We start from the raw sequence: 26968 nt of genomic DNA on the forward strand, positions 1-26968 counted from the left end.
AGCCGATGGACACCAGCTGGTAACACGTACGGGACTTCTTGAATCCCAGGTACGTGGCGCCGAACCCATAGGCACGCTGAGCAACCCTGCGTTTTCTTCAACAGATGCCCCTGGCCATGCCTTGTTTATTATTATGGAATCTTTCGATAATGCTCCATTCGACTGGCGCAAGCCTCAGAATGATAACTTATGGAAGGCACCGGACAGGATCAATAATCCCTGCCCCTCGGGGTGGCATGTTCCGACGAAGGAGGAATTTGAAGCTGAAGGAATCACCAATGCTTCGACGGGCTATGCGAAGCTGAAATTAGTCTATATTCAGGAGAGACGCTATGATTATACAGATGCACAGGGCGGCCAATCGTGGAGTGGAGGACCTAAAGGAACATACTGGACCTCAAGCACGGGCGGTTTTCCAAGTGGGCCTGGAAATGGATCTTATCGTTTAGATATGAGTGCTTCGTTAGCTCCAATTACCCTCTACCAACGTGCTTTTGGGTTGGCAGTGAGGTGTATAAAGGACTGAGAGAAAATTTAAGTGGATGATACAAAACAATTTCAAGAAACAAGTGATACATAATTGTAAAATCTATCCCGAGAAAGCTATTAACTAGAGTTGATAATTTTTCCGACCAGTAAACGTCAAGTTTTCAAATTAAATCAAAATAAAATGATAACAGTAAAAAAAAATTCTTTGTTAGTGCTGGGTTTAATTGCACTCGCCATCAGCAGTTGCAAAAAAAAGGACGCACCACCGCCAGTTCTGCCTGCACTTACCACCTCAGCAGCTACTAACATTGGCTGGGATACTGCACATGCGGGTGGTAATATAACCAGCAACGGCAATGCAACGATCATCGAAGCAGGTATTCTGTTGAGTAAAACGAACACGGTACCAACTTTAGCAGATACAAAAGTTATTACTAACGCTTCAGGCGGCAGTTTTACTGTAATACTCAGTAGACTTGAACCGACCACTCAATATTATATTAGAGCTTTTGCCACTAATAGCGTAGGAACGGCTTACGGCGAAGCGTTAACTTTTACAACAGGTGCAGAAGCAGTTACCTTTATGTACAACGGAGCCAGTGTATCATATGGAATTATCATAAGTACTGTCACTGGAAAAAAATGGCTTGACAGGAACCTCGGAGCTCCGGGTGTTCCAACTTCTGTAAGCAATTTTCAAAATTATGGCCACTTGTTCCAGTGGGGCCGCCCTGCAGATGGTCATCAGGTAGTTAATCGTACAGGCCCCAATGACGCAGATGCAACGGGTTCGGCCCTGTCATCTGTTACACCCCCTTATGAGCTTTCATCAACTGATGTTCCCGGGCACAATAAGTTTATTGTTTCTAAAGACGACCCCTTAGACTGGAGAGCGCCTCAAAATACTGGTTTATGGCAGGGTGTAAACGGCGTCAATAATCCTTGCCCAACAGGTTGGCGCATTCCCACTAGTGATGAGTGGGCTGCTGAAACTATTGCAGACCTGAGTGATGGATTTACAAAACTAAAATTAACGTATACGGGTTTTAGAGTTGCAGATCCTTCACTAGCTGCTGTTCCGGCAACATCGATGAGTTCGAGTACTGCAGGGGGGTATTACCAGACATCTACTGTACAAGACACAAAATCCATTCGCATAAGATTTAATACTTCAAGTTATAGTGCGGGGTTAGGAAATCGTGCAGGAGCCTATGCAGTGAGATGTATTAAGAATTAGGTTATTGTTCCCTATCAAAAGAAGAGTTTTTTTAATGGGTTGTGTTTTTGTTTGCCGGAACTGGAAAGAGGGATTAAGGATGTATTTATATTTAGGTAATGCGAAAAAAAGTAAAAATTATTTACAATGAGACTTCTAGTGATTGTAATGATTTATTGCCTGGAGTTTACTGTCGTGTATGCTCAAAAGCAAAATCCAGTAGAGTGGAACTTTAGTGTAAAGAATATAGATGATAAGAAATATGAAATTCGCTTTTCGCCCAAAATAAAGTCGCCGTGGCACATATACAGCCAGAACAGTGCGAAGGGGGCCGGGCTACCAACGAGTTTTCACTTTCAAAAAAACCCATTGATAAAAATGGAAGGCAAGGTGAAGGAGATAGGACAGATCGTAAGTAAGTATGAAGATGTATTTGAAGTGACAACGAAATATTTTAAAGGCAAGGTGGATTTTATTTTGGTTGTGACTGTAAAATCGCAAGTGAAAACCAAATTGACTGGTAAGGTTGTGTGGATGGCTTGTACGGATGAGCAATGTTTGCCTCCTGATGAACAAACGTTCTCCATTGCATTGTATTAACATCATTTATTATTTAAAAAAACGAAACATGAAACTTTTAATAACTTTTATCATCACTCTTTTTTCTTTTTTATATCAAAACAATGGAAGAGATTTTTCGGGAAGCTGGCAATTGGCTGAAGATAAAAGTGAGTACGGAATTATTCCGAAAGATAAAACGCCTATTTACTTTAATATTATGCAGAATGTGGATACAGTGACAATTGAACGATTTTCACCGGAGGTGGATGGAAGTGGCGAATATAAAAAGTATAGCGAAACGCTTATCGCCAACGTATGGGTAAGAACTGTACGTGATTATGATGGTATTATTAAAAAGTCGTTATTAAAATGGGAAAGTAAAGAGCAGTTTACAATTACTTCAAATTACTTTTTACCTGATGATGAAAATGCGGCAGCGATGGCGAGTGTTGAATCCTGGACTTTAGCCGAAAAGGGAAAAGAATGTGTTATTGTTTCGGACATAAGCACAGCTGAAAAAAAAGGGAAAGTAAAGTGGGTTTTCGATCGTAAAGACTAACAGGTTAGCTTCTATAAAATGTAGATAAAAAATGAAAATGAACAGTAATCTATTCCTGATTTTCATAATAATCACAATAGTAGCTTGTGAGACAAGGGAGAAGATGCCTGAATCAGTTAAAACCGGTAATCAATTTACTCTTGAGCAATTTATCATGAATACCAATGGCTCGACAGATTCAATGCGAGTAGTGGGCCTTTTACAGTTGCTAAATTCAACAAAAAAAGATAGTGCTGTTTACCGGGACGCAGTTTCTTATTTAACGGCGGGCTTGTCGAATCCCAATTCCATCTACCGGAATGAAAAACTTTATTTGACTCTTTTGAATGAACAGCTATTGTCGAAATGGTATAACGTAGCAGAAAAAGAACAACTTTTAAGAAAGCGTAAACTGCTACAGCAAAACAGAGTTGGTGATTTCGCAAATGATTTTAGTTATTATACGCCTGAAGGAAAAGAGAAACGAATGTATGACGTTGAGGCGGAGTATTTGATAATGCTTTTTTATAACCCTGAATGTGATGCGTGTAAGGGAATGAAAGAGACACTTCGCAAATCCGAAATAATAAATCGAAAAGCGAAAGTTATCGCTATCTATACTGACAAGGATGAAGCCATTTGGCGCAAGCATTTGCCTTATATGCCAACTAACTGGGTACATGGAAAAGATGAGGATGAATATTTGTGGAAGAATAAAATTTATGATTTGAGAGCAATACCTACGGTTTATTTATTGAATAAAGAGAAGAAGGTTTTGCTGAAGGATTGTATGGAGGTTTCGAAGATCGAAGAGGTGTTAATGGGGGATGAGTAATAGGCAAAGTGCAAATGATTCATAATTAATCGATAGTTGATGATGTGATTCGTTTGCTGCCATTCACTATAAACATATATCTTCTTCTTTGTTTTTACCACAAAAAGAAAGAAGCAAAGAAAAGGTGGCCACGAATGATAAGACATCACATTCGTGGACGGGCCCTGATTTAGCATAAGTACTACTGTAATAAAGAACTGAGGAATTTCTGTGTGGGATCTTGGGTGTAATAGTTTGATCAAGCAGTTGCTGTCCTGTTCGTTGTTAAAATGTTTCTATTTAGAAAGGTATCTACATAGCAATCGGAGTGTAGAAGAGAATGTGTCGATATTTCCCACTGTGCTTTGAGACTTTTTTCTTTGCCTGATAGTTAAAACTTCATTACAAGCGTGTTATTGGCAAGGGTAATTACCAATGATTGACTAGTTGTTAAAGTAAACTGATATTAGAATAATGGATATGAATAAAAAAAACATGATGAAAGTTGGATCAGTTATAGTTGTAATGTTTTTATGTGTAATTGTTTATGCACAAAAAAATAATGGAAATGTTTGGAAGCAAAGCGAATTGAAGCTAGCAACAAGATGGAGTAGTCAAGTAAGTGCTTCGAATGCATTACCTGAATATCCCCGGCCCCAATTGGTGAGAGATAATTGGATAAATCTTAATGGCCTTTGGGAATATGCAATTACAACTAAAGATGCATCGGCTCCATCAAAATTTGATGGGCAAATATTAGTTCCTTACTCAATTGAATCGGCATTATCCGGTGTAAAAAAAGCGGTGCAACCCAATGAAGTATTGTGGTATAGGAAAGTAATAAATAGTGAACAGGTGGTAGATAAAGTTGTTGTTTCATCGTTGACACATAGTTCCCCAGAAAGGAGGAAAAGAAAAATTTTACACTTTGGGGCCGTAGATTGGAAAACTACTGTGTTTGTTAACCGAATAGAGATTGGAACACATGAGGGTGGCTACGATGGTTTTAGTTTTGATATTACTGAAGCACTGAAGGATGGAGATAATGAATTGCTTGTAAAAGTATATGACCCAACTGACCGGGGACCAAATCCTCATGGTAAACAGGTTTTGAACCCCAGAGGTATTTGGTACACTCCCACAACCGGAATATGGCAGACTGTGTGGATGGAAAATGTGCCGGCAAACTATATTTCAGGACTTCAAATGACTCCGAATGTTGACGAAGGTTATGTTACAGTAGTTGTAAAAAGTAATGCAAATGAACCTGTAACATTGATTGCCGGGATGCACAAGATGATTGGGGAAACAAATAAAGATATCCGGTTAAAGATCCCAAACGCAAAGTTGTGGTCGCCAGATGAACCTTACCTGTATACGTTGTTTGTTAAAACCACAAGCGATGAAGTGAAATCCTATTTCGGCATGCGAAAGATCGAAATTAAAAAGGATAAGAATGGGCACGAACGGTTTTTCCTGAATAATAAATATGTTTTTAATCTTGGTGTTCTTGACCAAGGGTTCTGGCCGGATGGAATTTATACTGCACCTACTGATGAAGCTCTTGCATTTGATATTAAAGCTATCAAGTCGATGGGCTTCAATACCATTCGAAAACATATCAAAAGAGAGCCTGATCGTTGGTACTATCATTGTGATCGATTAGGAATACTGGTGTGGCAGGACATGATAAACCCGCCTTCTAATCCTAACAAAGAAGCCAAAGAAGTTTTTGAGAGAGAATGCAAAGAACACATTACTGAACTGTACAATCATCCTTCTATTATAACTTGGACATTGTTTAATGAGCAATGGGGTTCTTATGACCAAGAGCGACTAAGCAGATATTTGAAGCTGCTTGACCCAACGAGATTATTGAACGGACATTCAGGTGAATTCATTTATTCGAATGGGAAACTAGATGTTTCTTCAACAAATCCATGGGTTGCAAGCGACATCACAGATGTTCACTCTTATCCTGATCCAATTAATTCAGTAAAACAGAATGGTAAAATAAAAGTCTTAGGAGAATTTGGAGGGATGGGTGTTTTTGTGCCAGAACACCAATGGAACAAAGAAGGTGCCTGGGGTTATATACAAGTTACACCTAATGCTTTTAAAGGAAAATATCGTGTGATGAATCAACATCTTAAATTACTGGAAGCAGAAGGACTTGCTGCTTCCATCTATACTCAGCCATTTGATGTTGAAGGAGAACAAAATGGGTTGATGACTTATGACAGAAAAATAATTAAGATACCATTTAAAGAGTTGAGGACTATCCACTCAATGTTAGTGCCCACAGTTAGAAATTTTTCAGTGGTTGAAGCTGACAATGCAGATGTTACGGAGCCGACAGCTGTTTATGCTGCTTTATTAAATGAATATATTAATGGAAAGACTGACAAACTTACTGTGAAGAGTTTGGCAGAAATGGCTTTGCAAATGAATGATGCAGCTGGCGTGCATAGGTTTACAAATGAGTATGTGAGCAAATTAACTGCACCTTATGATACAGATGATCTACTGTTCATGGAACGTGTTACAAAAAATGTAACGGATGCAGGATTTAACAAGCTGATGCAAAGATCGGACATTTTGAGTGGTACCGAGAAACGTGCCTTGCAATTAAAACTTATGAATATTGTTTTTACTGATATTATTTTTCCCTATGTGCCTAAGAAAGAATCTAAGCCAAACTGGGAGGAAGTTTATGAGAAAGTGAAAACGTATGGAGAAGTTGGCGAAGAAATTTATTTAAGAGCTAAGACAATTCATACGATGAATCAACAAGATTGGAAGCAGTTTGCGCCTGTGGCCAAAGAATACCTGGAGAGGTTTGGAACGAATTTAAAAGGCGAAGAGAAAAAAATGTTTGAAGAAGGAATAGCAAAAAGTAAGTAATGAAAATCGCAGGGCTTGATGTCTTGGCAAGTTATAAAATGTTATCTATTTAGAACGGTATCTACATAACAATCGAAGTGTAAAGGTGACAGTGTCGACATTTTCTACTGCGTATTGACATTTTTTTCTTTGACTGATAGTTAAAACCTCATTACAAACGTGATATTAGTTAACGGCATCTATCTAGTGATCGATTAAGTGTAAAGGGAGGATTTTTCCACATTCTCCGATGCTCTTTTATGAAGGGCTAGTGGTGAGTTGAGAGTGGCAAGTGGGGAGGAATACTAAATTGGCAAAGGGCAAACTTATTACGAAGGGAGAAAAGCACTTAGCCAGGCACATTTCTAATTTTCATTCGTCTACAATAAGTAAGTGCAGTTTAACAATTCTCTATTCATTAACCATACAATCTCAATTATGAAAAAAACAAGAATTATTCTGCCATTAATGGCATTTGTATTTGCATTTGCAGGAGCATTTGCATCACGTAAGGCACAAGCGGCCCCGCTTATTATTGGCCAATACTATTATACTAGTTCAGGGATATGTACTGACGTGCCTATTGGCTCTTGTAATAACGATCCATTCGGACAAATCTGTCAGTTTAATCCTGGTAGTGGATATACTGATGTTTATGACGATAGATTCGCCAGCACCTTTTGCGCAACACTTTTAAAGCACTCTCTAAATGGCGGACGAATAAACTAAGTCTTATAACGGAATACATAATCAGGCCAACACAAAGGGGGATTTTCCCCCTTTCTTGTATAGAGTCATCTTATAATATGCTGTGCAATGAAGAAAACGCTCATCATTGAAATCATTTCCTGTCTGTTTATACTCCTTTTTACTTACGCTGCTATAACAAAGTTCACGGACTATGAAAAGTTCGTTGTTCAGATATCTCAATCTCCATTGCTCACTGTTTTTGCAGGATGGATTGCATGGATGATTCCCCTTACAGAAATCATATTGTCTGTAATGCTGGCTGTTCCACGGTTGCGGCTTATCGCACTTTACGCCTCCTTCAGTTTAATGGTCATGTTCACAACCTATATTGTCTGTATCCTTGCACTGAGTGTATTTGTGCCATGTTCCTGTGGGGGTGCTCTCGAAAAACTCGGTTGGACAGAACATCTTTTCTTCAACATCGGATTCGTGCTGCTTGCAATCATCGGTGTTTTACTTAGCTACAGCCAGAAACAAGACACAAATAAAGTTGCTTTTGCATAAGATCGATCCATAAAATGAAAACGATGAAAAAGCCAATTCTCATACTCACTTGCTGCCTGATCCTTAGTGTTTCGCTAGTAATTGTTTTATATACGCTTTCTGACAATCAAATCCGTAAGCACAATAGTTTTATAAGAATAATTCTTAAAAATCCCTTTAACCATACGGGTGGGATAAATTTGAAATTCAATTCTTACTACCTGGCAGGTGCCTCCGCTGATCAAATCTACCTGGCTAATTTCACCGCTCCGCTTCATTTGCTTACTTCCAACTTCCAGCTTACCGATACGCAAAGTGTTGTATTGAACATGAAGAACATTGAAAAGCGCAAATTCAAATTACCACGGCTGAGTGTAGTGCCTCCCAATTTTTATATCATGGATGGATCAATGCCCAGCTTGTATCGAGGCGATCTGCGGGTAGGGGTGGCAGATAGTTTTATGTTTGACAAAGCCGCCTATTTCATGGAGGCTATCCCGGTTGGCGCTTCAACCTTTGCCATACGAACAACAAGCAGTTCAACACAAGAACTTGTTCTCGGTAAAATAATACCGGATAAACCTTATGTAAAATTGGATACCACGCTACTTCAAAAGCAAATTGACGGAAAATTCTGCACCGATGGAATGCTGCTGTACGACAGGGAGCTCGCCAGGATCGTATACCTGTACAGTTATCGCAACCAGTATATTGTAACTGACAGCAACCTGCATCTGCTGTATAGAAGCACTACCATTGATACCGTGACGCATGCCCAGATAAAAACAACGACCCTTTCCTCCGATAAAAGCTATACGATGAAGGCACCGCCTTTATTAGTTAACAGTGCGAGTTGCGTCTCCAATGGATTATTGTTTGTAAAATCTCCTCTTCTCTCAAAGAACGAAACAGAAGCAACATTCCGGAAGGTATCTGTAGTAGATGTATATGATCTGAAAGAGGGCACCTATAAATTCAGTTTTTACGTGCCAAAATTTAATGGCAAAAGTTTCGAGGAATTCAACGTGTATGGCGATAAACTTATTGTGCGATATGCTCAGCGAATAGAGACCCATCAACTTAATCCCAAATATTTTCGGAATGAATGAAGTGATAACAAGAACGTTACCTAATCTGGTTGATGAATTGCGAAGAGGTTGTAATGGGGAATGAGCAATAGGCAATTTATAAATGGTTTACAAATAATCGATAGTTGATGATGTAGATTGTTTGCAGTCATTCACTACATACATACATCGTCTTCTTTCTTTTTACCACAAAAAGAAAGAAGCAAAGAAAAGGTGGCCACGAATGATAATACATCAAATTCGTGGACACGCCCTGATTAAACAACGGTGCTACTGTAATGAAGAGCTGAGGGATTTCTATCTGGGATCTTAAATGTAAAAGTCTGAGTTGTCGATTACTGTCCTGTCATCGACATTTTCCTTTTCACTTTAAAGTTATAGCAATATGTGATAGTTAAAACCTCATTATAAACGTGATAATGGTTAACGGTATCTATCTAGTGATCGATTAAGTGTAAAGGGAGGATGTTTCTACATTTTCCGCTGCACTTTAAGGTAAGAGGCTAGTGGTGAGTAGGGAGTGGCAAGTAGGTTTTTTGAATTGGCAGTATGCAATTAGCAATCTTAGCTGGCTTCAAATTTTTTTCAAATTGTTCATAGGTGTTTAATATATCAACTTGATTTTTTATAAGAGTTCTATGCGTTTACTTTTTGCAATTGTGTGTTTTTGTTTTTGTGCTGGTGGATATGGCCAGGAAGCGGTTGTGTGGAAAACGCAGATTGAAAAAACAAGTGAGCTGCATTATGATGTGACGATTACCGGTGAGATTGCTAATGGATGGTATGTGTACGCAAAAGAGATAGAAGCGGAAGGGTTGGAAGCTATTGATGCAATATTCGATGTGCAGCATAATAGAAAGAATGGTTCCCTTGCCATTGCTGGTGAAGTGGCTGCTATTTATGATTCTGCATTGACTGTGAATACCAGTGTTTACAAACAACGTGTTGTTTTGCGGCAATCGATTGTGTTGAGTGAGCCGGATATTTCTTTTTTAACTGTTACGATCAAATGCTATGCAAGTAATGGCAGTGAGTTTTTGCCAATTGAAGAAACGAAACGAATAAAACTTAGTGACGAAGTAGTTACTATAAACAGTGATGTATTGACTACAGTGGATCTGTTGAACCCGGTAAATGCATGTGGTAGTGTCGGTGGTAATGGATCGAAAGGATTGTTGCAATTATTTTTCCTGGGATTTATTGGCGGGTTGATTGCATTGTTGACGCCCTGTGTGTTTCCAATGATACCCGTGACAGTTTCGTTTTTTACGAACCGATCGACGACAAAGCAGGAAGGTGTTAAGAATGGATTGCTTTATGGTTTGTTTATTTTCCTGATTTACATTCTTGCGAGTGTGCCGTTTCATTTGCTGGGAAATATCAATCCCGAGATTTTTAATAATATATCGACGAATGCATGGGTGAATGTTTTCTTCTTTGCTGTATTCATCTTTTTTGCATTATCGTTTTTTGGATTGTTTGAACTGAAAATGCCATCGGCCATTACAAACGTTGTTGGAACGAAAAGCGGCCTCGGTAGTGTGAGTGGAATTTTCTTTATGGCATTGACCTTAGCAACGGTTTCGTTTTCGTGCACCGGTCCGATATTAGGAACGTTGTTAGTTGGCTCACTGACTTCACAGGGTGGGGCCTGGCAGCTCAGCTCCGGGATGGGAGGCTTTGGTGCGGCTTTGGCTCTTCCCTTTGCTTTATTTGCGATGTTCCCTCATTGGATGAAACAGCTGCCTAAAAGCGGTGGGTGGATGGATACGGTAAAAAAGATATTGGCTTTCGTTGAACTCGGGTTAGCTATCAAATTTTTATCGAATGCGGATTTAGTAGAACACTGGGGAATTTTAAAACGTGAAGTGTTTATTGGTTTATGGGTGCTTGTTGCGATTGCATTATCCGGTTACTTACTGTACACAGGATGGCAATTACGAAAGAAGAAGTTCTTTGCTTCAAGTATGTGGATAGGACTTGGAGGTTTGTGTTTGTTGTTTGTGTTTTACTTATTGCCGGGTTTAAGTAATAGCAATGCTGCGAGGTTGGCTTTGCTGAGTGGTTTTCCTCCACCGATGACGTATAGTATTTATGGGAAGGAACATAAAGCATTACAAACGGGATTGGAACCGAATGTTATTAATGATTATCAAAAAGCATTAGTGCTTTCGCAACAAACAGGTAAACCGATCTTGATTGATTTTACAGGATGGGCATGCGTGAACTGCAGGAAGATGGAAGAGCAAGTGTGGGTGGAACCAGGTGTTGCAAATTATATCAGAGATAATTTTATACTTGTTTCGTTATACGTTGATGATCGAAAGCCTTTGCCTGCTGCAGAACAGGTGTTGGTGCAGGAAGCAAACGGCACTGAACGTGAATTAAAAACTGTTGGAGATAGATGGGCAAATTTTCAATCGAAAAATTTTAAACAGGTTACACAGCCATTGTATGTGATATTAAGTAAGGATGAACTATTGCTTAATCACCCGATTGGATATACGGCGGATGTGAAGGAGTATAAGGAGTGGTTGGAGTGTGGGGTGAAGGCAGCCGGTAGCCGGGAGTCGGTAGCTAGTATGCGGGAAGACAAGTTCTGAGTTAGTGAGTAATAAATCCTTAGTGCAAATGGTATATGACATGGAAATTAGAAAAGCAAGTGAAGATGATGTTACAGACATTATGAATCTGCTTCATCAGCTTGGATATACAGACACAATTCATTTTTTAAAAGAAAAAATGAAAGCAATTGAAAAGAATCCGAATACAGAAATTTTGGTTTATGAGGATAATCAAAATGTAGTTGCATTTATGGCTATAGATTTTGTTACACAGTTGGGCTTAAAAGGAGACTTTGCAAGAATCAGCTATTTCGCTGTGGACCAGAATGTCAGAAGCAAGGGAATAGGTAAAGAGATGGAGGAGTACTGTGTTGCGCTGGCAAAAGAAAGGAAGTGTGATCGAATTGAACTTCATTGTAACGAGAACCGCATTGATGCGCATCGTTTTTATTATCGGCAAGGTTATAGAGAAGCTCCTAAATATTTTATAAAAAAGACGGGAAACTAAAAACACTTATGGATTATATCGAAAAGAAATGCATTTCTAAGATCGACAGGAAGTTTGATCATTTGTGGGAGCTGGTGGGTAATACGCCTATGATACAAATCACTTATTTCTATGAAGGGAAGGTGAATACGATTTATGCAAAGTGTGAGCATTATAATTTGACAGGCAGTATTAAAGACCGCATGGCTTTGTACATTCTGCAAAAAGCGTATGCTCTGAATGATATTAAGCGAGGTGACAGAATTGTTGAAGCGACGAGTGGCAATACAGGTATTTCATTTAGTGCCATTGGCAAACAAATGGGGCATCCTGTAACGATCATTATGCCGGACTGGCTTAGTAAAGAACGAAAAGATATTATTGAAAGTCTTGGTGCGAAAATTATTACTGTTTCGAAAGAACTAGGTGGCTTTTCAGGAAGTATTGCTTTGTCGGAAGAAATGGCTAAGAATGATGCGACTGTTTTTTTACCTCAGCAATTTGAAAATAATTTCAATGCAGAGGCGCATGAGAAAACAACAGCAAAAGAGATATGGGAGCAGTTAAGCAGTATTGATTTGAAACCGACTGCATTTGTTGCTGGTGTGGGAACTGGTGGAACAGTGATGGGTGTGAACGCATATTTGAAAAAGAAAAATCCCTATATAAAAGTGCATCCGATTGAGCCAAAGGAATCGCCCACATTGTCGACAGGTTTTAAAACGGGTACACATCGTATTCAAGGAATCTCTGATGAATTTATTCCATCGATTGTGAAACTGAACGAGCTTGGTGAAGTGCTGCAGGTGAGTGATGGGGATGCGATTTTGATGGCGCAGAAAATGGGAAGAGACCTGGGATTGGCTGTGGGTATTTCATCCGGTGCCAATATCATTGGTGCAATGATGGCAAAAGAATATTTAGGAGACCGTGCGGTGGTAGTTACCGTATTGCCTGATAGTAATAAAAAGTATTTGAGTACTGATTTGATGAAAGCAGAGCCAGTGAAGGATGATTATATAGCTCCAATGGTTTCACTAATAGATTACGTGGCGGTGAGGAGTTAATTGTTAGTGGTTAATGGTTAATTGTTAATGGAAAAGTAGATGAAAGTTCTTTAGTTCTGAGTTTTGAAGTTGCCAGGAAGAATCGGTAAGTGCTTAACAAGTATTCTATAGTAGCAATATAAAGGTTTATCCAATATCCAAAACCGGTATTTCTATACCTGAATTAAGTACAGTAAACCCAGTAAGGCAGTGTAATAAACGGGATCACTAATCCTCGTGTAAAAACTGCCTTCTGATTTTTGTAAAAAAAGACAACAATTTTTTCTCATGTTCTGTTGATTTAGGAACTGCGAGTGCTGTTTCTACAGCACTCTAATTTTAAACTATTCATAAGTATAAAACTGAGCTGAAATATACATTAGCAGCGAAGTTTTATTAGCCTCGTTTTCTTTCATATCAGTATATGACATGCGGCCATTGTTTCTACTTTGGCCAATATTTTTAAATACTGTTTTATTTCAATAGTTAAAACGAATGACTGTTCGTGATAGTTATAACCGTAACTGCGGTGAGGGAATACATGCATAACAACAATCAAATAACAATCATTTAATTAAACTATAATAGATGGCAACTTTGACAACAGGCAGGACAGGCGAAAAGTGTTTGCATAGCGGTATTTATGTTTGCGACAGTCATGCAAGCAGTACCATCGCTTTATCTAAAGGAGATACATTTCCACCTTGTAAAGAAAGTGGTAAAACCCATGGAACAACGTGGACGTTGAAAGTGAAAGCATAACTAGTTCGATGATGATGCAGAGACGAGGCAGTGGAGCAAGATGTCTGACAAGAATCGTGAAGCTGCCTTTGTTTTTACTGTTTTTTTAAATAATTACAGTTGCTCTTTAGCAAACGTAATAAACTACATACTTAGTTTTTATTCCGGAGGATGTTTTTGCGACCGCCCTTTTAAAAACAACATGCAGAGATCGACTTTTCTCATGTTGATTGTGGATGTGGAAATCTCAATCAACGGAGTGCTGTTTCTACAGGGCTCCAAATTATGTTTAGAATAAATTTTCTCTCATAATAATCGGTAAATCGGGCTGGCTGTTGTGTAAGTGGCAGCTGGCCATTTTTAATGATTAAATGGACGTCGTGAAGGTGAAAGATCGACTTGTTACATGATATATAAACAAAATAAACGTACGCAATCCAAATAGTACATGCCGAGAATATTAATAACTGGAGCGGCTGGACGAGTAGGCAAAGAGTTGACAGTTGCTTTACGAAAGACGTATGGTGATTCTAATATTTTAGCGACTGATATTATTGAACCACTGGGGTCACCTGTAATGAACGGGCCTTTTGAATTGCTGGATGCGTTGAATGGGAATGAAATGCTTAAAGTTATTCGTGCGAATGATATTACCCAGGTGTACCACTTGAGTGCAATGCTAAGTACTGCAGGAGAAAATGATCCGATGAAAGGATGGGATCTAAACATGCAATCACTCTTGAGCCTTTTGGAAATCGCAAAGGATGAAGGGCTTGAGCGTGTGTTTTGGCCTTCATCCATAGCCGTGTTTGGAAAAGGGGCCAGGAAAATCAAATGCGGTCAGTTTGAATTGCAGCAACCATCAACTGTGTATGGTATAAGTAAGAGTGCCGGTGAGCTTTGGTGTAACTATTATTACGAAAAGTATAGTGTGGATGTGAGGAGTTTGCGTTACCCTGCATTGATCAGCATTCGATCATCGGCCCGTGGTGGAATAACTGACTTTGTGATTGATATGTTTCACAAAGCGATTAAGGAAAAACAATATACTTGTTATTTGAAAGAGAATACGAGGCTGCCAATGATGCATATGCGTGATGCTATTCGAGCAAGCATTGAGTTAATGGAAACTAAAGCTGAAAGTTTAAGGGTGAGAACATCGTATAACCTTAGTGGGATGGATTTTACTCCTGCTGAAATAGCGCAGTCAATAAAGGAAAGAGTGCATCAGTTCTCCGTAAGCTACGAGCCAGATTACCGCCAGCGAATTGCAGATAGCTGGCCTGCCAGCATGGATGATTATCACGCCCGAAGGGATTGGAACTGGAAGCCTGAATATAATTTAAATGCTATGACTAAGGAAATGCTTTTACATATCAATGCTAAGTATTTGAACGAACTGCAGCAACAATCATAGGAAAGTAAGAGGCGGGAAGAACGATTGAAAACAATCTTAAATTAATAAACCAGCCTTTATGATAACTATAAACACACAAACCGGAACAACTGCTTTTCTCATGAGGTGTATAGAGCTTTATGAAGAAATGCTTGGCAAGATAGCTGTGTGTAAAACCGAGTTCAATGATGAGGAAGAAATGATCCAGAATTGTTTTGATACAGTTTCGAACTACAAAGAACAGTTAAAAAGTAATGTTCGCAAACATGTTTTTGAAAATGCCGATGAAGAAATTTTCTTTTTCAAAAAGCTTAAACCTTTGTTTACTGCGGAACTGGAACTTTATACTTACCAGTATCACATGGTGTTGTTTAAGACAAAGGAGATTGAAAATAAGAGTGATGAGTTGATTGCTTACTACAAGCGCCAGTTGCTCCGCAGACAAAAATTTATGAAAGAACATCCTGATTTTTGTATGTATATGCAAGAAGAAGAAACGAAATATGATAAGGCATGGTTCACACGGAAAGGTCAAAGTAAGGATGCGAGTTTGTTTGATGGGTTGGCCGGAAGGTTGATGGCTATTGAAAAATTTGAGGATTATATAAAAGGGTTGTTGATAAAGCAACGCTAACATAATAAATCGGAAATGTCTTTTTTAAGAGTTGAAATTATAAGGATGAATTGTGTTTTTGTTTTACAGATCGAAAACCCAACGGAAACACTAAGAAGATTGGCTTTGTTTTTTCAAGATAACGAGGTAGTGCTAAATGATTTTAATCTACACCGTTACCAGGACGGAACGGCAATGATCATAGCAAACTGTTTGATGGAAAAATTACGAATGGAGAATATCAGTAACCTATTACATTTATTACCTGGTGTTTTAAAGGTGCAAAAGTTAGAGGGAAAGTAGAGCCTGGATTCCTATGCAGGAAGACCAAAGGTTTGAAAGGACGTGTTTTTTTCGATGCTGAATTGCTCTTTGCCCAGGATGGTGTTAAGGATAACAGCATTTCTGTAAGGCCCCATGCCAAGATCCGGAGCATTGAAACCATGTGTATGCAATTCAGCATTTTGAACAAAGATGGAGTTGTTTTTATCAATTGAATAATTGTGATTTACGTGATACATACTCTTTGTTGACCATTGAATGAGTTCTTTGACAGGATCGATAAATGACGGAATAGCATTGCGATAGCCGGTTGCAAATATGACAGCGTTTGTAACATGGGTGAAGCTTTGCTGAAGCTCCAAATGTCGGAGTTGTATTTCGCATTTGTCGCCACTAACCACTTGTAAAACACCTACTGTTTCTGTATTTGTGTGCAGCTTAATATTTGTATTTCTATCGCTCAAAGATTGCAGATACAACTCATCGTAAATGTTGTTGATGAGTTGATAATTTATTCCCTTGTAAAGTGCACTTTGGGAATGAAGCACTTTTTCTTTTGTGTCCTGATTTAATCCATAAAAATGATTGATGTATTCAGGTGAAGTCATTTCAAGGCTAAGCTTTGTGTATTCCATAGGGTAAAACCTGTTTGAGCTCGTGAACCAATTTAGGCCTTCACTAAATAAATGGGATTGCTGCAAGAGATCATAGAATATTTCTGCCGCACTTTGTCCTGAACCGATTATTGTTACCGATTTACAAGTTTGCAAGAATGGCTTTGTGTTAAGGTAATCTGAGCTATGAGAAATAGCCGGATAGTTGTATGCTGCTCTTCCATGATCGTAATGTGAAGGGAAGTATGGAATTGAACCGACACCGATTATAATGTGCCTCGTACTGTAAATGGTGACCATATTAGTTTCGGTGTGCCGAATAACAAGATTGTAGATGTTCTTTTTTTCATCGTAGTGAATGGCTTCACACGCATGTCCAAATATGCAATTAGGTAACTGTTCGATTACCCAACGACAGTATTCATTGTATTCTTTCCTGTAAATGAAATTGTCTTCTTTAATAGCAAAGCGGAATAATCGCCTTTTGGCTTTTAAAAATGCCAAATAAGAAAACCTATTACAAGGATCTGCCAGTGTTACCAGGTCGGCGTAAAACGGCACTTGTAGTTTTGCGTTATCAAGCATCATCCCCGGATGCCAGTTGAATTCTTTTTTCTGATCAAAGAACAGTGTATTCAATTCTTTTAATGGATAGGACAATGCAGCAAGCCCAAGATTGAAAGGGCCGATGCCGATGCCGATTATATCATAGACCATGGCGGTTTGATCTTAGTTTAATGTGATTGGATAATAAAAGTGTTGCGATTGTGCAGAGTGTGGCAGCAAATAAAGCTGAAGCAATGCTCATAGACTTGTAGCCAAATAATGGAATCAGAAAGCAAATCAATGGCCACTGGATGCAGTATAAGATTGTGAGATTCTTGCTGCAAAAGGTGAGTAGTTGCGCAAACCTGGTTTGATGCAAATGAGGTTCTATTAAGAACCATGTTGCCAGCCATATTAAGAGAAAGCCTGCATGTTTAAGAACCTGAATTGGTGTAGGTTGGTAAAACGATGCAATCGATGTTTCCGGCGCAATTAATTCTATAAACGATAGCATGATTGCGCCAATAGGTATAAGCATCCACATCCAAGACTGGCCAATTTTATTAAATAAATGGCCAATGATTATTCCAACCAGTACATAAGTAAACCAAGGAAAGAATGGAAAATATGTATATGGTGGTATGCTAAAAAGCAATTTACTGATGTGTTGATCAAATACTGTGGGGCCATAAACCGGTATATGTTGCGCAATTATAAGTGTAGCAACGATTGATAGTGAAGCTATAGCCACCTGTTGTTTTGAGTGCCTGATCAAAAATGCGATGAAGGATGAAAGTGCTGCAAGATGAAGAATATCGCCAATGAGAATAACTGAATAGTTTGCTGGAGATATGTCATTGACAAACTCTTCAGGCATTATTCCTAGCTCAACTGGTAAAAAGAATTTGAAAAAATTAAGGGTGTAACCTATAGCAAACAATATTAAGCATCTTAGTAATACTGCTATTGCACGAACCTTTGGTTTGAGCATGCAATTCACTCCAAGTAACAGTAAGAATAGTTGTGCACCGGGCCATTCTGCAATAAAAATAAATGGCCATAAGAATGGATGTTCCGGTGTTTCATTGTTCCCAAACATTACTAAGGAATGAATAAAGGGAATGAACAGACCAGTAAAGCCTCTTGCGAGATCGAGGAAGACAATCCGTTGTGGTTTGTTAACAGAGTTGTTGATCATAGGTTATCCGAAGGCTTTTTTAAGCAATAAACGTGTGCTGTTTTATAACTCATGTTTATTGTTTTCAATCGTGTGAAACCTGCTTTTTCAAGTAACTGTATTGATTTTAGATTGTATACATCGGGCTCTGCATACATGCAATTGGCTTCAGGAAAGGAAAAGTAATAGTCGAGGAAAGCTTTAATGACAGATGCTGTTAAGCCGGGGACTTTTGTTTTTAAAGGCGCCATGATGAGATGAAAACCACAATCGTGTTGCTGAAAGGAAACATGATCATTTAATTCATCTACTGCAACGGAGTACACATCGAACTGGCAGATCATTTGTCCGTTGAAATAGCCAACGTAAGATTGTGCGTAGGGGTTGAACTCCATGCACTGATACATTGCATAGAATTGGCTAAACGGTCCATTCATTTGCCAGTATTCTAAAGCGTATTGCTGATTAACCCAATTGTGAATGGTGACTAAATCTGTTTTAAGATTTAAAGCCCGGAATTGAATGGTTCCCTGAAGCTTGTTGAAAAAACGAGACGATATAAAATTTGTTTGCCGTGGAGAAGCTTTACAAAAAAGCGGAGGCAACTGCGTGGTGAGCATAATTGATTATTTATAAACAAAACTATCTGTGGGGGTAGGCTTAGCTGCGTTCGATAAGGATACTTGTATGTTCTAAAAGGAGAAAAAATGGAATTTTTTATTGTTGAACCAGGAAGAGAAGAAATTCAACTGACGCAAGGTGTGCCTGACGTATTTAGTGGAAGCGTTATGACGAACGCTGAAAATACGAGTGCTATTTGTGATTTTGGAAACATGCTCTTTCAACAGATCAAGGGCGACGGCTTTACTGTGTGGTATAGCCAGTATTCTTTTGATCGAAAGGTTGACCTGGTTGGGAGGGCTGATCAACCTGTACTTGAATTGCATATTCAATTCAAGAATCATTTTCAACTTATCTGGGATGGGTTTGAACGATCGGATCAATTGCCTTATCAATACAATTTAACGTATTCACCCTTTGTAAACAGTCGTGTTTCATTTGAAAAGGGATTGCATTGTAAAACGTTTGACGTTCATTTTACCAAGAGCTTCCTGGAAAGAATGGCGATAAGTAGTACAGCGTTGCAACGGTTTCTTGATGTGGTGTATTCTGGTAAAGTGGCCAAACTCATGAACAGTGACAGGTTCCTGACACCAAAGATGATCTCTGTTGTTAACCAGATTCTGAAATATGGATTTGATGATAAACTTCTCAGCATCTATGTTGAAAGCAAATTGCTAGAGCTTTTGGTGTTGATGCTGGATCATGTGCAGTTACAACCGGCCGGCTCACCGATTAAAATGAATGCTTACGATATAGAAATGCTGCAAGAAGCTAAACGTATTCTGCTTTCTGATTTTGAAAGCAAAATATCTCTGCAACAACTAAGCAGGAAGGTTGGGATCAATGAGTTTAAATTGAAGAAAGGTTTTAAACAACTGTTTGGTGATACTGTATTTGGTTACCGTCATACTGTAAGAATGGAAAAAGCAAAACAGATCATCCTGGAAACAAAACTCGATTTCTCTGATATCGCTTTCATGACGGGTTTTGAACACCCTTCCAATTTCCACAAAGCATTTAAGAAGTATCATGGATTTACTGCAGCTGAGTTGAGGAAGTATGGAAGGGTGAAGGATTAAATTAATCCAGGCTAAGTATCTGAACACCTATACCACCATAAAAATGAGTTGGTGCAATGTCAAATTCTTTGGACCTGTAAAGTATTTCCAAGTAGACTAAATTTTTACGATTCATTTTATTGTTGCCTTTCTTATCGGGGGAGTAAGAGAAATATAATTTGAATCCGGCATCAACTACAATCTGATTTATTCTTGATTTGGGTATCGTATATACACTGTTATCTCTAAATGGCAAACCCATTAAAAGGGTATTGTGATTTATGTGGTAAAATTTACCATACAATTCATAATGAAATTTCTTTTCTTTCTTCTGTGAAATAGAGTCGTAGCTTCTTGCCTTTTGAATTTTATCGCCTTCTTTAGCTACCTGGTTACTATTCATAGTTAATGTAAAAGGCTGTTTACGAACTGAGAGATTTGAAAATGCCAGTTTAGCTCCCTGATTTATGAATAGGTTTCCGATCGATGAGTGGAGTGTAGTAATAACATAGTGGTTACGACCTACGGCAAAAAGCTCTGCGGATGCAGTAAGATTGTAGTTATATACAAAGCGGCCACCATTTCCGATTTGGTTGGGCCAACCTTTTACCTCTGCACTATTAGTAAGATATTCATGCAAAAAATTCTGGACTTTGCCCGGACCTTTTGTTCCTATTTTGCCTAAAAAAAGATCTGAAATAATAATGAGACCTAATTTGCGATTTAATGGGCTATTCAAAATTGCAATTCGTTTACGGCCAATACCTATTACGGAAGAATAAGGCCTTTGATCAATTACAGGATTTGTTGCAGAAAATGCATCCCTATTAGGTGTATAGCCCATGCCCTGAATGTAAATTGAGTTTACATTTTTGCTCATGTCATATGGATCGTCCCGGTTCATGAAAAAAGGGAAAATACCTTTAGCCAGGTAATCTGTATAAAATTCGAATTTGAATCCCCCGGTGTAATCTTTGTCTTCATTCTTCAACATTAAGATCTTTGCAAAGACATCATTTTCGGCTTGAAAAGAAAATCCTCTTATGACTTTTCTTTTGATAGAGGCGTATTGTGGATTGTATTCGCTTTCGGCAGGAACCGTGTTCCGCCTTGGAGGATCGTCATTTCGTGTTGTATCGTTTTGAGTATATCCATTGGATATAGTGATGAACATTGTAAAGAGAATAGCAATAAGTTTGGTCATTTCAGTTTGGTTTTAGTAGTGTGGGATAGAATTTATAAATAATGATTGATCATCGGAAATGCTTTCGTTTCTTTTGAATGTATGTTCAGCCAGGCTCGAAAATATTTTAGACATGTGATTGAAAATACTCCTGTCTTCTTCATTTCCACCAATTAAAAGACCTACAACGTTGTTGGTACCATCTTCTAAAAGCACTGCCCCGGAATCACCACCAGCAGACATATTATCTGTAAGAATCTGGTTATAAAAAATGGCTGTTCCATTTGGATAACCACCAAGGCGTACTGTGGCATTAACAGAATGAATTCTGCTTCTTGTGACCTCTGTGGTACGACCACATTTAATTACGGGCATTCCAATACGGGCCCTTACAATATTATTTGTTCTTCCCAAATTTATTACGCCCGGATCGCTGTCAATACCATGATTTAATTGAGCAAATGCAACGTCAACCTGATCGGTTAACCGAAACGAGTGAAGTTTAGCTATTCGGCAGTCATTAATGTCGCCATTGTCTAACCTTCCCGGTTGAAGAATATCATCATTTATTCGCCCCTGATTGCCGCATAGCACATGCCAGCAGGAAATTATGAAAACGCCTGGATCTTCATTAAGCTTGATTATTTCACCAAGCGTTCCTGCATCATTATACCTAAAATTTCCAATACTTAGACCTCCAGCAATTGGTCTTCTACGAGTTCTCATATTATGAGATGAAAATTCTTTGCAGGCTAAAATGACCAGCCTAATTACTTCAGGCGTGCTGTCAAAGGCCAATTTTTCTTCTTCGGAACGTGGAATTTCCAAACTGAGGGGCACTGATTTTTTGAAGTTGGTGGATTCTGAAAATTTAAAGTCTTTTCTTTTATCTATTTCTAAAGCCATACTTTTTACCCCTGCCTCAATGGTGTAAGAATCGATTGGTTCACCATTTTTGTCTTGAAGTTGAATGATAGCTAAATAGGAAAGATTTTCGTTTTCGAGCATTTGCTCCTGGTAATGTTCAAGAGCTGCAGTTGCGTCTTTTAAACTTGCCATAATGAATAGTTACAATGTGAAAAATGAAATGCCATTAAGTTTCATATGTGGGAGGGGTGAAGCGCTTTATTAGGTTAAATGTACTAGCTAAGAAAGGAAGAAGCATTGGAATTTGAAAGGGGAAAAACACCCCTTTTTGATCTTATAACCCTTGGTTTAAATGATCTAGTTTGTTCTATATTTTACCTGACTTTTGTTATATTTACATTGGCATATAGTTCTTTTAAAAACAAAGAAGTACAAATGATTTTAATCGGTTAGCAAATCGGTTAGCAGGTTGAAATTCGATTGATAAGATATTGTATTATAAGCGAATAGTTTGAAGAGGTTGGGGCCGTCCGGTCCGCAAAAAGCCACTCAGATTTGAGTGGCTTTTTATGCTTATACTTTTTGAGGAAGAATAGGATGAATAAATGCTATCTGTTTTTCAAAATGCCTACATTGCTAGCCGATTTGCATAAAATCCGAAGACATTGATCATATGAAACGAAAGCATTCTCCTTTTTTATTTTTGCTGTTGATTGTGGCAGCCTGCGGCAGCAATCATGATCAAGACAAGGCCCATGCAGATTCATTACAAAGCTGTATGAATGTGCCGCAACGTTTTCCAGCGCACGATAGTAGCAATGTTGTTTCATCAGGTGATACATCAACTGCAGGAATGGTTTTTATTCCGGGTGGAACATTTGAAATGGGTGGCGATAATGAACAGGCATCGAAAGATGAATACCCAAAACATAAAGTAACGGTTGATGCATTTTACATGGATGCAACAGAAGTAACCAATGCCCAGTTTAAAAATTTTGTTGATGCAACAGGTTATGTGACTACAGCTGAGCGAAAACCTGATTGGGAAGAGTTGAAAAAATCGTTACCTCCTGGTACTGCAAAACCTCATGATAGTTTATTGGTAGCAGCTTCATTGGTATTTCGGACCAGTAAGGGGCCCGTTGATCTCAATGATTATTCACAATGGTGGAGCTGGGTAGCAGGTGCCAATTGGAAACATCCCGAAGGACCTGCCAGCGATTTGAAAGGAAAAGAAAATTATCCGGTGGTGCATGTGAGTTGGGACGATGCGATGGCGTATTGCAAATGGTCGGGTAAGCGTTTGCCCACCGAAGCGGAATGGGAGTTTGCAGCAAGAGGTGGATTGGTGAACAGTATTTATTTCTGGGGCAATGAACATGTGAATGCAGGTAAACCAAAAACAAATAGTTGGGAAGGAAAGTTTCCTTATTACAATGAAAGGAAAGATGGTTATATAAAAAGTGCGCCGGTGAAAAGTTTTATGCCGAATGGTTACGGCTTATATGATATGGCGGGAAATGTGTGGGAATGGTGCAGCGATTGGTATGATTATAATTATTATCAAACTGTTGATGCAACCACATCTGTAAATCCGAAAGGACCGCAGAAAAGTTTTGATCCCGATGATCCCTATACTGCAAAAAGAAGTTTAAGAGGCGGTAGTTTTCTTTGCAACGATAGTTATTGCAGCGGTTACCGTGTGGCAAGAAGAATGAAGAGCAGTCCGGATACAGGATTGGAACACACAGGCTTTCGTTGTGTGAGGGATGCAACAAAAAAATAGGGCTTCTTTTTGTTTTAACCCACAGGCCGTATCTGTTGTATATTTGGCGCTCAATTATTTTTATGGACGAACAACAAGCAAATCCTAATCAGCTCAACATCGAGATCACCGAAGAAGTGGCAGAAGGTTCTTACGCCAACCTTGCTATCATTACACATAGTCATGCAGAATTTGTTATTGACTTTGTAAACGTAATGCCCGGCACACCTAAAAGCAAAGTAAAATCAAGGATCATTTTTACACCGCAACATGCCAAGCGTTTCATGAAAGCGTTAACTGAAAATATTCAACGCTTTGAAGCCGCTAATGGCGCCATCCGTGATTTGGAGGAAGTGCAGATACCCATGAACTTTGGCGGACCAACGGCGCAAGCGTAAAAAAGTTAGTGAGTTCTGAGTTTTAAAGTTTTAAGTTATTAGTCAGTCATTAACTTTTTGATTTGAGTTTATGGAGCAGGTGTTTTCTTATCCGCATTTATTTTCATTTACAAAAAATGTCTTTCTCTCCATTGGTTGCAGTGAAGATGATGCAACCATAGCAACAATTGTATTGCTGTCGGCCGATTTGCGTGGTATTGATTCACATGGCGTAGCACGCCTCAGTGGCTATGTGCGTTTGTGGGAAGCAAAGCGCATCAACGCAACACCAAACATTAAAGTGATTCATGAAACACCATCTACTGCGGTAGTTGATGGCGATAGTGGTTTAGGTTTAGTCGTTGCTCCTTTCGCAATGAAGGTAGCTATTGACAAAGCAACCAATGTCGGCAGTGGTTGGGTAAGTGTACAAAACAGTAATCATTTTGGTATTGCCGGTTATCATGCAATGATGGCGTTGCAACACGATATGATCGGCATGGCAATGACCAACGCATCAGCATTGGTAGCTCCAACGTTTTCAACTGAACGTATGTTGGGTACAAATCCAATTGCAGTGGCAGTGCCAAGTGGAAATGAGCCGCCCTTTGTTGCCGATATGGCAACCACAACTGCGGCCAATGGCAAACTCGAAATCCTTCAACGCAAAAATCTTGAAGCGCCCATTGGTTGGATACAGGATGAAAAGGGTGAAGCGACAACTGATGCACACGCATTAAAAAATAAAGGTGCATTATTGCCATTGGGAAGCGATAAAGAACATGGCAGTCATAAGGGGTATGCATTGGGAAGTATTGTTGATATTTTTTCAGCAGTATTGAGCGGTGCAAATTATGGTCCGTGGGTGCCGCCATTTCCAGCTTATGTACCGATGCCGGAGAATCAACCGGGCAAAGGATTAGGTCATTTTCTCGGTGCAATGCGAATTGATGCATTCCGAAAGGCCGATGAGTTTAAAAAGGATATGGACAATTGGATTCAACGTTTTCGCTCTGCAAAAACAATTGAGGGATACGACCAGGTGTTGATTCCCGGTGATCCCGAACGTTTGTTTGAAGCGCAGCGTATGAAAGATGGTATTCCTCTATTGGAAACAGTTGCAGAAGATTTGGTAAAAGTTGGACAGAAATTCAATCTCTCTCTTTAATTTCGCAGCCCATAAGAACGGGTGTTTCCGTTGCTTGCACAAATAAGAGGTTTTGGCACTTCGGCTGTTAAAGAATATTTCAACTTTAATAAGACGGTGGGGGGAATGATGAAGCAATTCGTCGGGGAGGAGATGTAAAGTGATGAGTAATGAATGATGAGTGGTCGACTATCAGTCAGGATTTATAAATAATGAACAAATTGGTCGTTAGTCGTCTATCGACAGTGGACTAAAATAAAACAAATAAACCTACGGTAATGAAAGTGATGAAGTTTGGCGGTACCTCAGTTGGGAAACCTGAAAGAATGCACGATGTAGCAACCCTGATCACCCGTGATTCAGAAGAAAAGATCGTTGTATTAAGTGCTTTAAGTGGTACAACAAATTCATTGGTTGAAATTGGAACTGCTATGGCCAATGGCGATCGTGAGGCAGCCAAACAGGTGATCGATAAACTCGACGCACACTATCAAACATTCATCAACAATTTACTTTCAACGGAAGAAGCAAAAACAAAATGCCGTGCAATTATTGCTGAGCATTTTGAATTCCTGAATATTATTCTGAAGATTTCTTTTAACGAGGCATTGAATAAAGATATTCTTGCACAAGGTGAATTGATGAGCACAAAAATGTTCAGCTGTTACCTCGAAGAAAAAGGAATCAATCACATGCTGTTACCAGCGTTGGATTTCATGACCATCGATGCGTACGAAGAACCACAGATCGGCAGTATTAAAGTAAAGCTTAGTCAGCTGTTAAATCAAAACAAAGACAAAAAGATTTTTATCACGCAGGGATATATCAGTCGTAATGCAAGAGGCGAAGTTGATAATTTAAAACGTGGCGGAAGCGACTACAGTGCTTCATTGATTGGCGCTGCTATCAACGCATCGGTTTGTGAAATATGGACCGATATTGATGGTATGCATAATAACGATCCACGTATTGTTAAAAAAACGGTGGCTATTGAGCAATTGAGCTTTGATGAAGCTGCTGAGTTAGCCTACTTCGGTGCAAAAATTTTGCACCCGGCCTCCATATGGCCGGCGCAACATTACAAAGTTCCCGTTAAGCTCTTGAATACAATGCAGCCCGATGCAAAAGGCACTCTTATTACTGAGCAGGCAGGAAGCGTTGGAGTAAAAGCTGTTGCTGCAAAAGATGGTATTACTGCCATTAAGATCAAGAGTAGCCGCATGTTATTAGCGTATGGTTTCTTACGCAAAGTGTTTGAAGTGTTTGAGAAATACCGCACCTCAATTGATATGATCACTACTTCAGAAGTAGCTGTTTCATTAACCATCGACAGCAATGCACATCTTGATGAGATCATTCGTGAACTGGAACCGTTTGGTGCAGTTGAGCTGGATAAAGACCAGGCAATTGTAAGTATTGTGGGCAATGAAATTGGTAAAACAGAACATATCCTTGCAAAACTTTTCGAAAGCATTGCCGATATTCCTGTTCGCATGGTAAGTTATGGCGGAAGTCCGCATAACGTTTCACTTCTAGTGCCTGCATCTTATAAAACGCAAACCTTGCAGGTATTGAACAAAGGAATTTTTGGATTGGATTAACACAACATTAGTGGTTCCTTTGTTCTGGTTAATGCCCGTAATTGTATTTTGAGTTAAT

General features: G+C 39.1%; 25 protein-coding genes. 20 read left to right on the forward strand and 5 right to left on the reverse strand.

Annotation, left to right across the window (positions count from 1 at the left end; all coding sequences use genetic code 11):
- The 15 genes from ACO1QW_RS14985 to ACO1QW_RS15055 all read left to right on the forward strand — a co-directional run.
- A partial coding sequence (locus tag ACO1QW_RS14985) for a fibrobacter succinogenes major paralogous domain-containing protein (RefSeq protein WP_486259883.1) occupies nucleotides 1-526 on the forward strand: 526 nt, incomplete at its 5' end.
- Nucleotides 527-670: 144 nt separating this feature from the next.
- Nucleotides 671-1726 (forward strand): fibrobacter succinogenes major paralogous domain-containing protein, encoded by a 1056-nt coding sequence (locus ACO1QW_RS14990; RefSeq protein WP_486259884.1) that lies wholly within the window; start codon nucleotides 671-673, stop codon nucleotides 1724-1726.
- Between the two features lie 126 nt (nucleotides 1727-1852).
- Nucleotides 1853-2305 carry a protein-disulfide reductase DsbD domain-containing protein gene (locus tag ACO1QW_RS14995; protein WP_486259886.1) on the forward strand — a complete coding sequence of 151 codons (453 nt, stop codon included), beginning with the start codon at nucleotides 1853-1855 and terminating at the stop codon, nucleotides 2303-2305.
- 28 nt (nucleotides 2306-2333) lie between these two features.
- The gene (locus ACO1QW_RS15000) at nucleotides 2334-2825 is read left to right on the forward strand and encodes a hypothetical protein (protein ID WP_486259887.1); all 492 of its coding nucleotides are present in this window, start codon (nucleotides 2334-2336) and stop codon (nucleotides 2823-2825) included.
- A gap of 37 nt (nucleotides 2826-2862) precedes the next feature.
- Nucleotides 2863-3639 (forward strand): hypothetical protein, encoded by a 777-nt coding sequence (locus ACO1QW_RS15005; RefSeq protein WP_486259889.1) that lies wholly within the window; start codon nucleotides 2863-2865, stop codon nucleotides 3637-3639.
- 504 nt (nucleotides 3640-4143) lie between these two features.
- The gene (locus tag ACO1QW_RS15010; protein WP_486260172.1) at nucleotides 4144-6522 is read left to right on the forward strand and encodes a glycoside hydrolase family 2 protein; all 2379 of its coding nucleotides are present in this window, start codon (nucleotides 4144-4146) and stop codon (nucleotides 6520-6522) included.
- A gap of 417 nt (nucleotides 6523-6939) precedes the next feature.
- Nucleotides 6940-7230: a DUF6520 family protein gene (locus tag ACO1QW_RS15015; protein ID WP_486259891.1), complete on the forward strand. Its 291-nt coding sequence runs from the start codon at nucleotides 6940-6942 to the stop codon at nucleotides 7228-7230.
- Between the two features lie 87 nt (nucleotides 7231-7317).
- Nucleotides 7318-7755: a MauE/DoxX family redox-associated membrane protein gene (locus ACO1QW_RS15020; protein WP_486259892.1), complete on the forward strand. Its 438-nt coding sequence runs from the start codon at nucleotides 7318-7320 to the stop codon at nucleotides 7753-7755.
- Nucleotides 7756-7778: 23 nt separating this feature from the next.
- Complete coding sequence (locus tag ACO1QW_RS15025; RefSeq protein WP_486259893.1) at nucleotides 7779-8843, forward strand: hypothetical protein; 1065 nt, start codon at nucleotides 7779-7781, stop codon at nucleotides 8841-8843.
- Nucleotides 8844-9460: 617 nt separating this feature from the next.
- On the forward strand, nucleotides 9461-11425 hold the full coding sequence (locus tag ACO1QW_RS15030) for a protein-disulfide reductase DsbD family protein (protein WP_486259895.1): 1965 nt from the start codon (nucleotides 9461-9463) through the stop codon (nucleotides 11423-11425).
- A 40-nt stretch (nucleotides 11426-11465) separates the two neighbouring features.
- The gene (locus ACO1QW_RS15035; RefSeq protein ID WP_486259897.1) at nucleotides 11466-11894 is read left to right on the forward strand and encodes a GNAT family N-acetyltransferase; all 429 of its coding nucleotides are present in this window, start codon (nucleotides 11466-11468) and stop codon (nucleotides 11892-11894) included.
- An 8-nt stretch (nucleotides 11895-11902) separates the two neighbouring features.
- Nucleotides 11903-12940 (forward strand): PLP-dependent cysteine synthase family protein, encoded by a 1038-nt coding sequence (locus tag ACO1QW_RS15040; RefSeq protein WP_486259899.1) that lies wholly within the window; start codon nucleotides 11903-11905, stop codon nucleotides 12938-12940.
- Between the two features lie 567 nt (nucleotides 12941-13507).
- On the forward strand, nucleotides 13508-13681 hold the full coding sequence (locus ACO1QW_RS15045; RefSeq protein WP_486259900.1) for a hypothetical protein: 174 nt from the start codon (nucleotides 13508-13510) through the stop codon (nucleotides 13679-13681).
- Between the two features lie 427 nt (nucleotides 13682-14108).
- Nucleotides 14109-15077 carry an NAD-dependent epimerase/dehydratase family protein gene (locus tag ACO1QW_RS15050; RefSeq protein ID WP_486259901.1) on the forward strand — a complete coding sequence of 323 codons (969 nt, stop codon included), beginning with the start codon at nucleotides 14109-14111 and terminating at the stop codon, nucleotides 15075-15077.
- 58 nt (nucleotides 15078-15135) lie between these two features.
- A complete protein-coding gene (locus ACO1QW_RS15055; protein WP_486259903.1) occupies nucleotides 15136-15690 on the forward strand; it encodes an RteC domain-containing protein in 555 nt (184 codons plus the stop codon).
- A 293-nt stretch (nucleotides 15691-15983) separates the two neighbouring features.
- Here the strand turns inward: ACO1QW_RS15055 and ACO1QW_RS15060 are convergent, their stop codons facing one another.
- The 3 genes from ACO1QW_RS15060 to ACO1QW_RS15070 are packed head-to-tail and all read right to left on the reverse strand — an operon-like array spanning nucleotide 15984 to nucleotide 18908.
- On the reverse strand, nucleotides 15984-17282 hold the full coding sequence (locus tag ACO1QW_RS15060) for a lysine N(6)-hydroxylase/L-ornithine N(5)-oxygenase family protein (protein ID WP_486259905.1): 1299 nt from the start codon (nucleotides 17280-17282) through the stop codon (nucleotides 15984-15986).
- A complete protein-coding gene (locus ACO1QW_RS15065; RefSeq protein ID WP_486259907.1) occupies nucleotides 17272-18309 on the reverse strand; it encodes a heparan-alpha-glucosaminide N-acetyltransferase domain-containing protein in 1038 nt (345 codons plus the stop codon). Before ACO1QW_RS15065 ends, ACO1QW_RS15060 begins: the two co-directional genes overlap by 11 nt.
- Nucleotides 18306-18908 (reverse strand): GNAT family N-acetyltransferase, encoded by a 603-nt coding sequence (locus ACO1QW_RS15070; RefSeq protein ID WP_486259909.1) that lies wholly within the window; start codon nucleotides 18906-18908, stop codon nucleotides 18306-18308. Before ACO1QW_RS15070 ends, ACO1QW_RS15065 begins: the two co-directional genes overlap by 4 nt.
- An 87-nt stretch (nucleotides 18909-18995) precedes the next feature.
- Here ACO1QW_RS15070 and ACO1QW_RS15075 point away from each other — a divergent pair, with 87 nt between their 5' ends.
- A complete protein-coding gene (locus ACO1QW_RS15075; protein WP_486259911.1) occupies nucleotides 18996-19991 on the forward strand; it encodes a helix-turn-helix domain-containing protein in 996 nt (331 codons plus the stop codon).
- A gap of 1 nt (nucleotide 19992) precedes the next feature.
- Here ACO1QW_RS15075 and ACO1QW_RS15080 read toward each other — a convergent pair whose 3' ends face one another.
- Entirely contained in the window at nucleotides 19993-21174 is a 1182-nt protein-coding gene (locus ACO1QW_RS15080; RefSeq protein WP_486259913.1) for a lipid A-modifier LpxR family protein, read from the reverse strand.
- A gap of 12 nt (nucleotides 21175-21186) precedes the next feature.
- The gene (locus ACO1QW_RS15085) at nucleotides 21187-22212 is read right to left on the reverse strand and encodes a chymotrypsin family serine protease (protein ID WP_486259915.1); all 1026 of its coding nucleotides are present in this window, start codon (nucleotides 22210-22212) and stop codon (nucleotides 21187-21189) included.
- Between the two features lie 481 nt (nucleotides 22213-22693).
- Between ACO1QW_RS15085 and ACO1QW_RS15090 the strand changes: the two genes are divergently transcribed.
- The 4 genes from ACO1QW_RS15090 (at nucleotide 22694) to ACO1QW_RS15105 (ending at nucleotide 26910) form a co-directional block, all read left to right on the forward strand.
- On the forward strand, nucleotides 22694-23806 hold the full coding sequence (locus ACO1QW_RS15090; protein WP_486259917.1) for a formylglycine-generating enzyme family protein: 1113 nt from the start codon (nucleotides 22694-22696) through the stop codon (nucleotides 23804-23806).
- Nucleotides 23807-23868: 62 nt separating this feature from the next.
- Nucleotides 23869-24183, forward strand: a complete 315-nt coding sequence (locus ACO1QW_RS15095) for a DUF3467 domain-containing protein (RefSeq protein ID WP_486259919.1) — start codon at nucleotides 23869-23871, stop codon at nucleotides 24181-24183.
- Nucleotides 24184-24253: 70 nt separating this feature from the next.
- On the forward strand, nucleotides 24254-25330 hold the full coding sequence (locus tag ACO1QW_RS15100) for an Ldh family oxidoreductase (protein ID WP_486259921.1): 1077 nt from the start codon (nucleotides 24254-24256) through the stop codon (nucleotides 25328-25330).
- A 257-nt stretch (nucleotides 25331-25587) separates the two neighbouring features.
- Nucleotides 25588-26910, forward strand: coding sequence for an aspartate kinase (locus tag ACO1QW_RS15105; protein WP_486259923.1), 1323 nt, complete (start codon nucleotides 25588-25590; stop codon nucleotides 26908-26910).
- Nucleotides 26911-26968: the final 58 nt, after the last annotated feature.

This window comes from Lacibacter sp., from assembly GCF_057361365.1.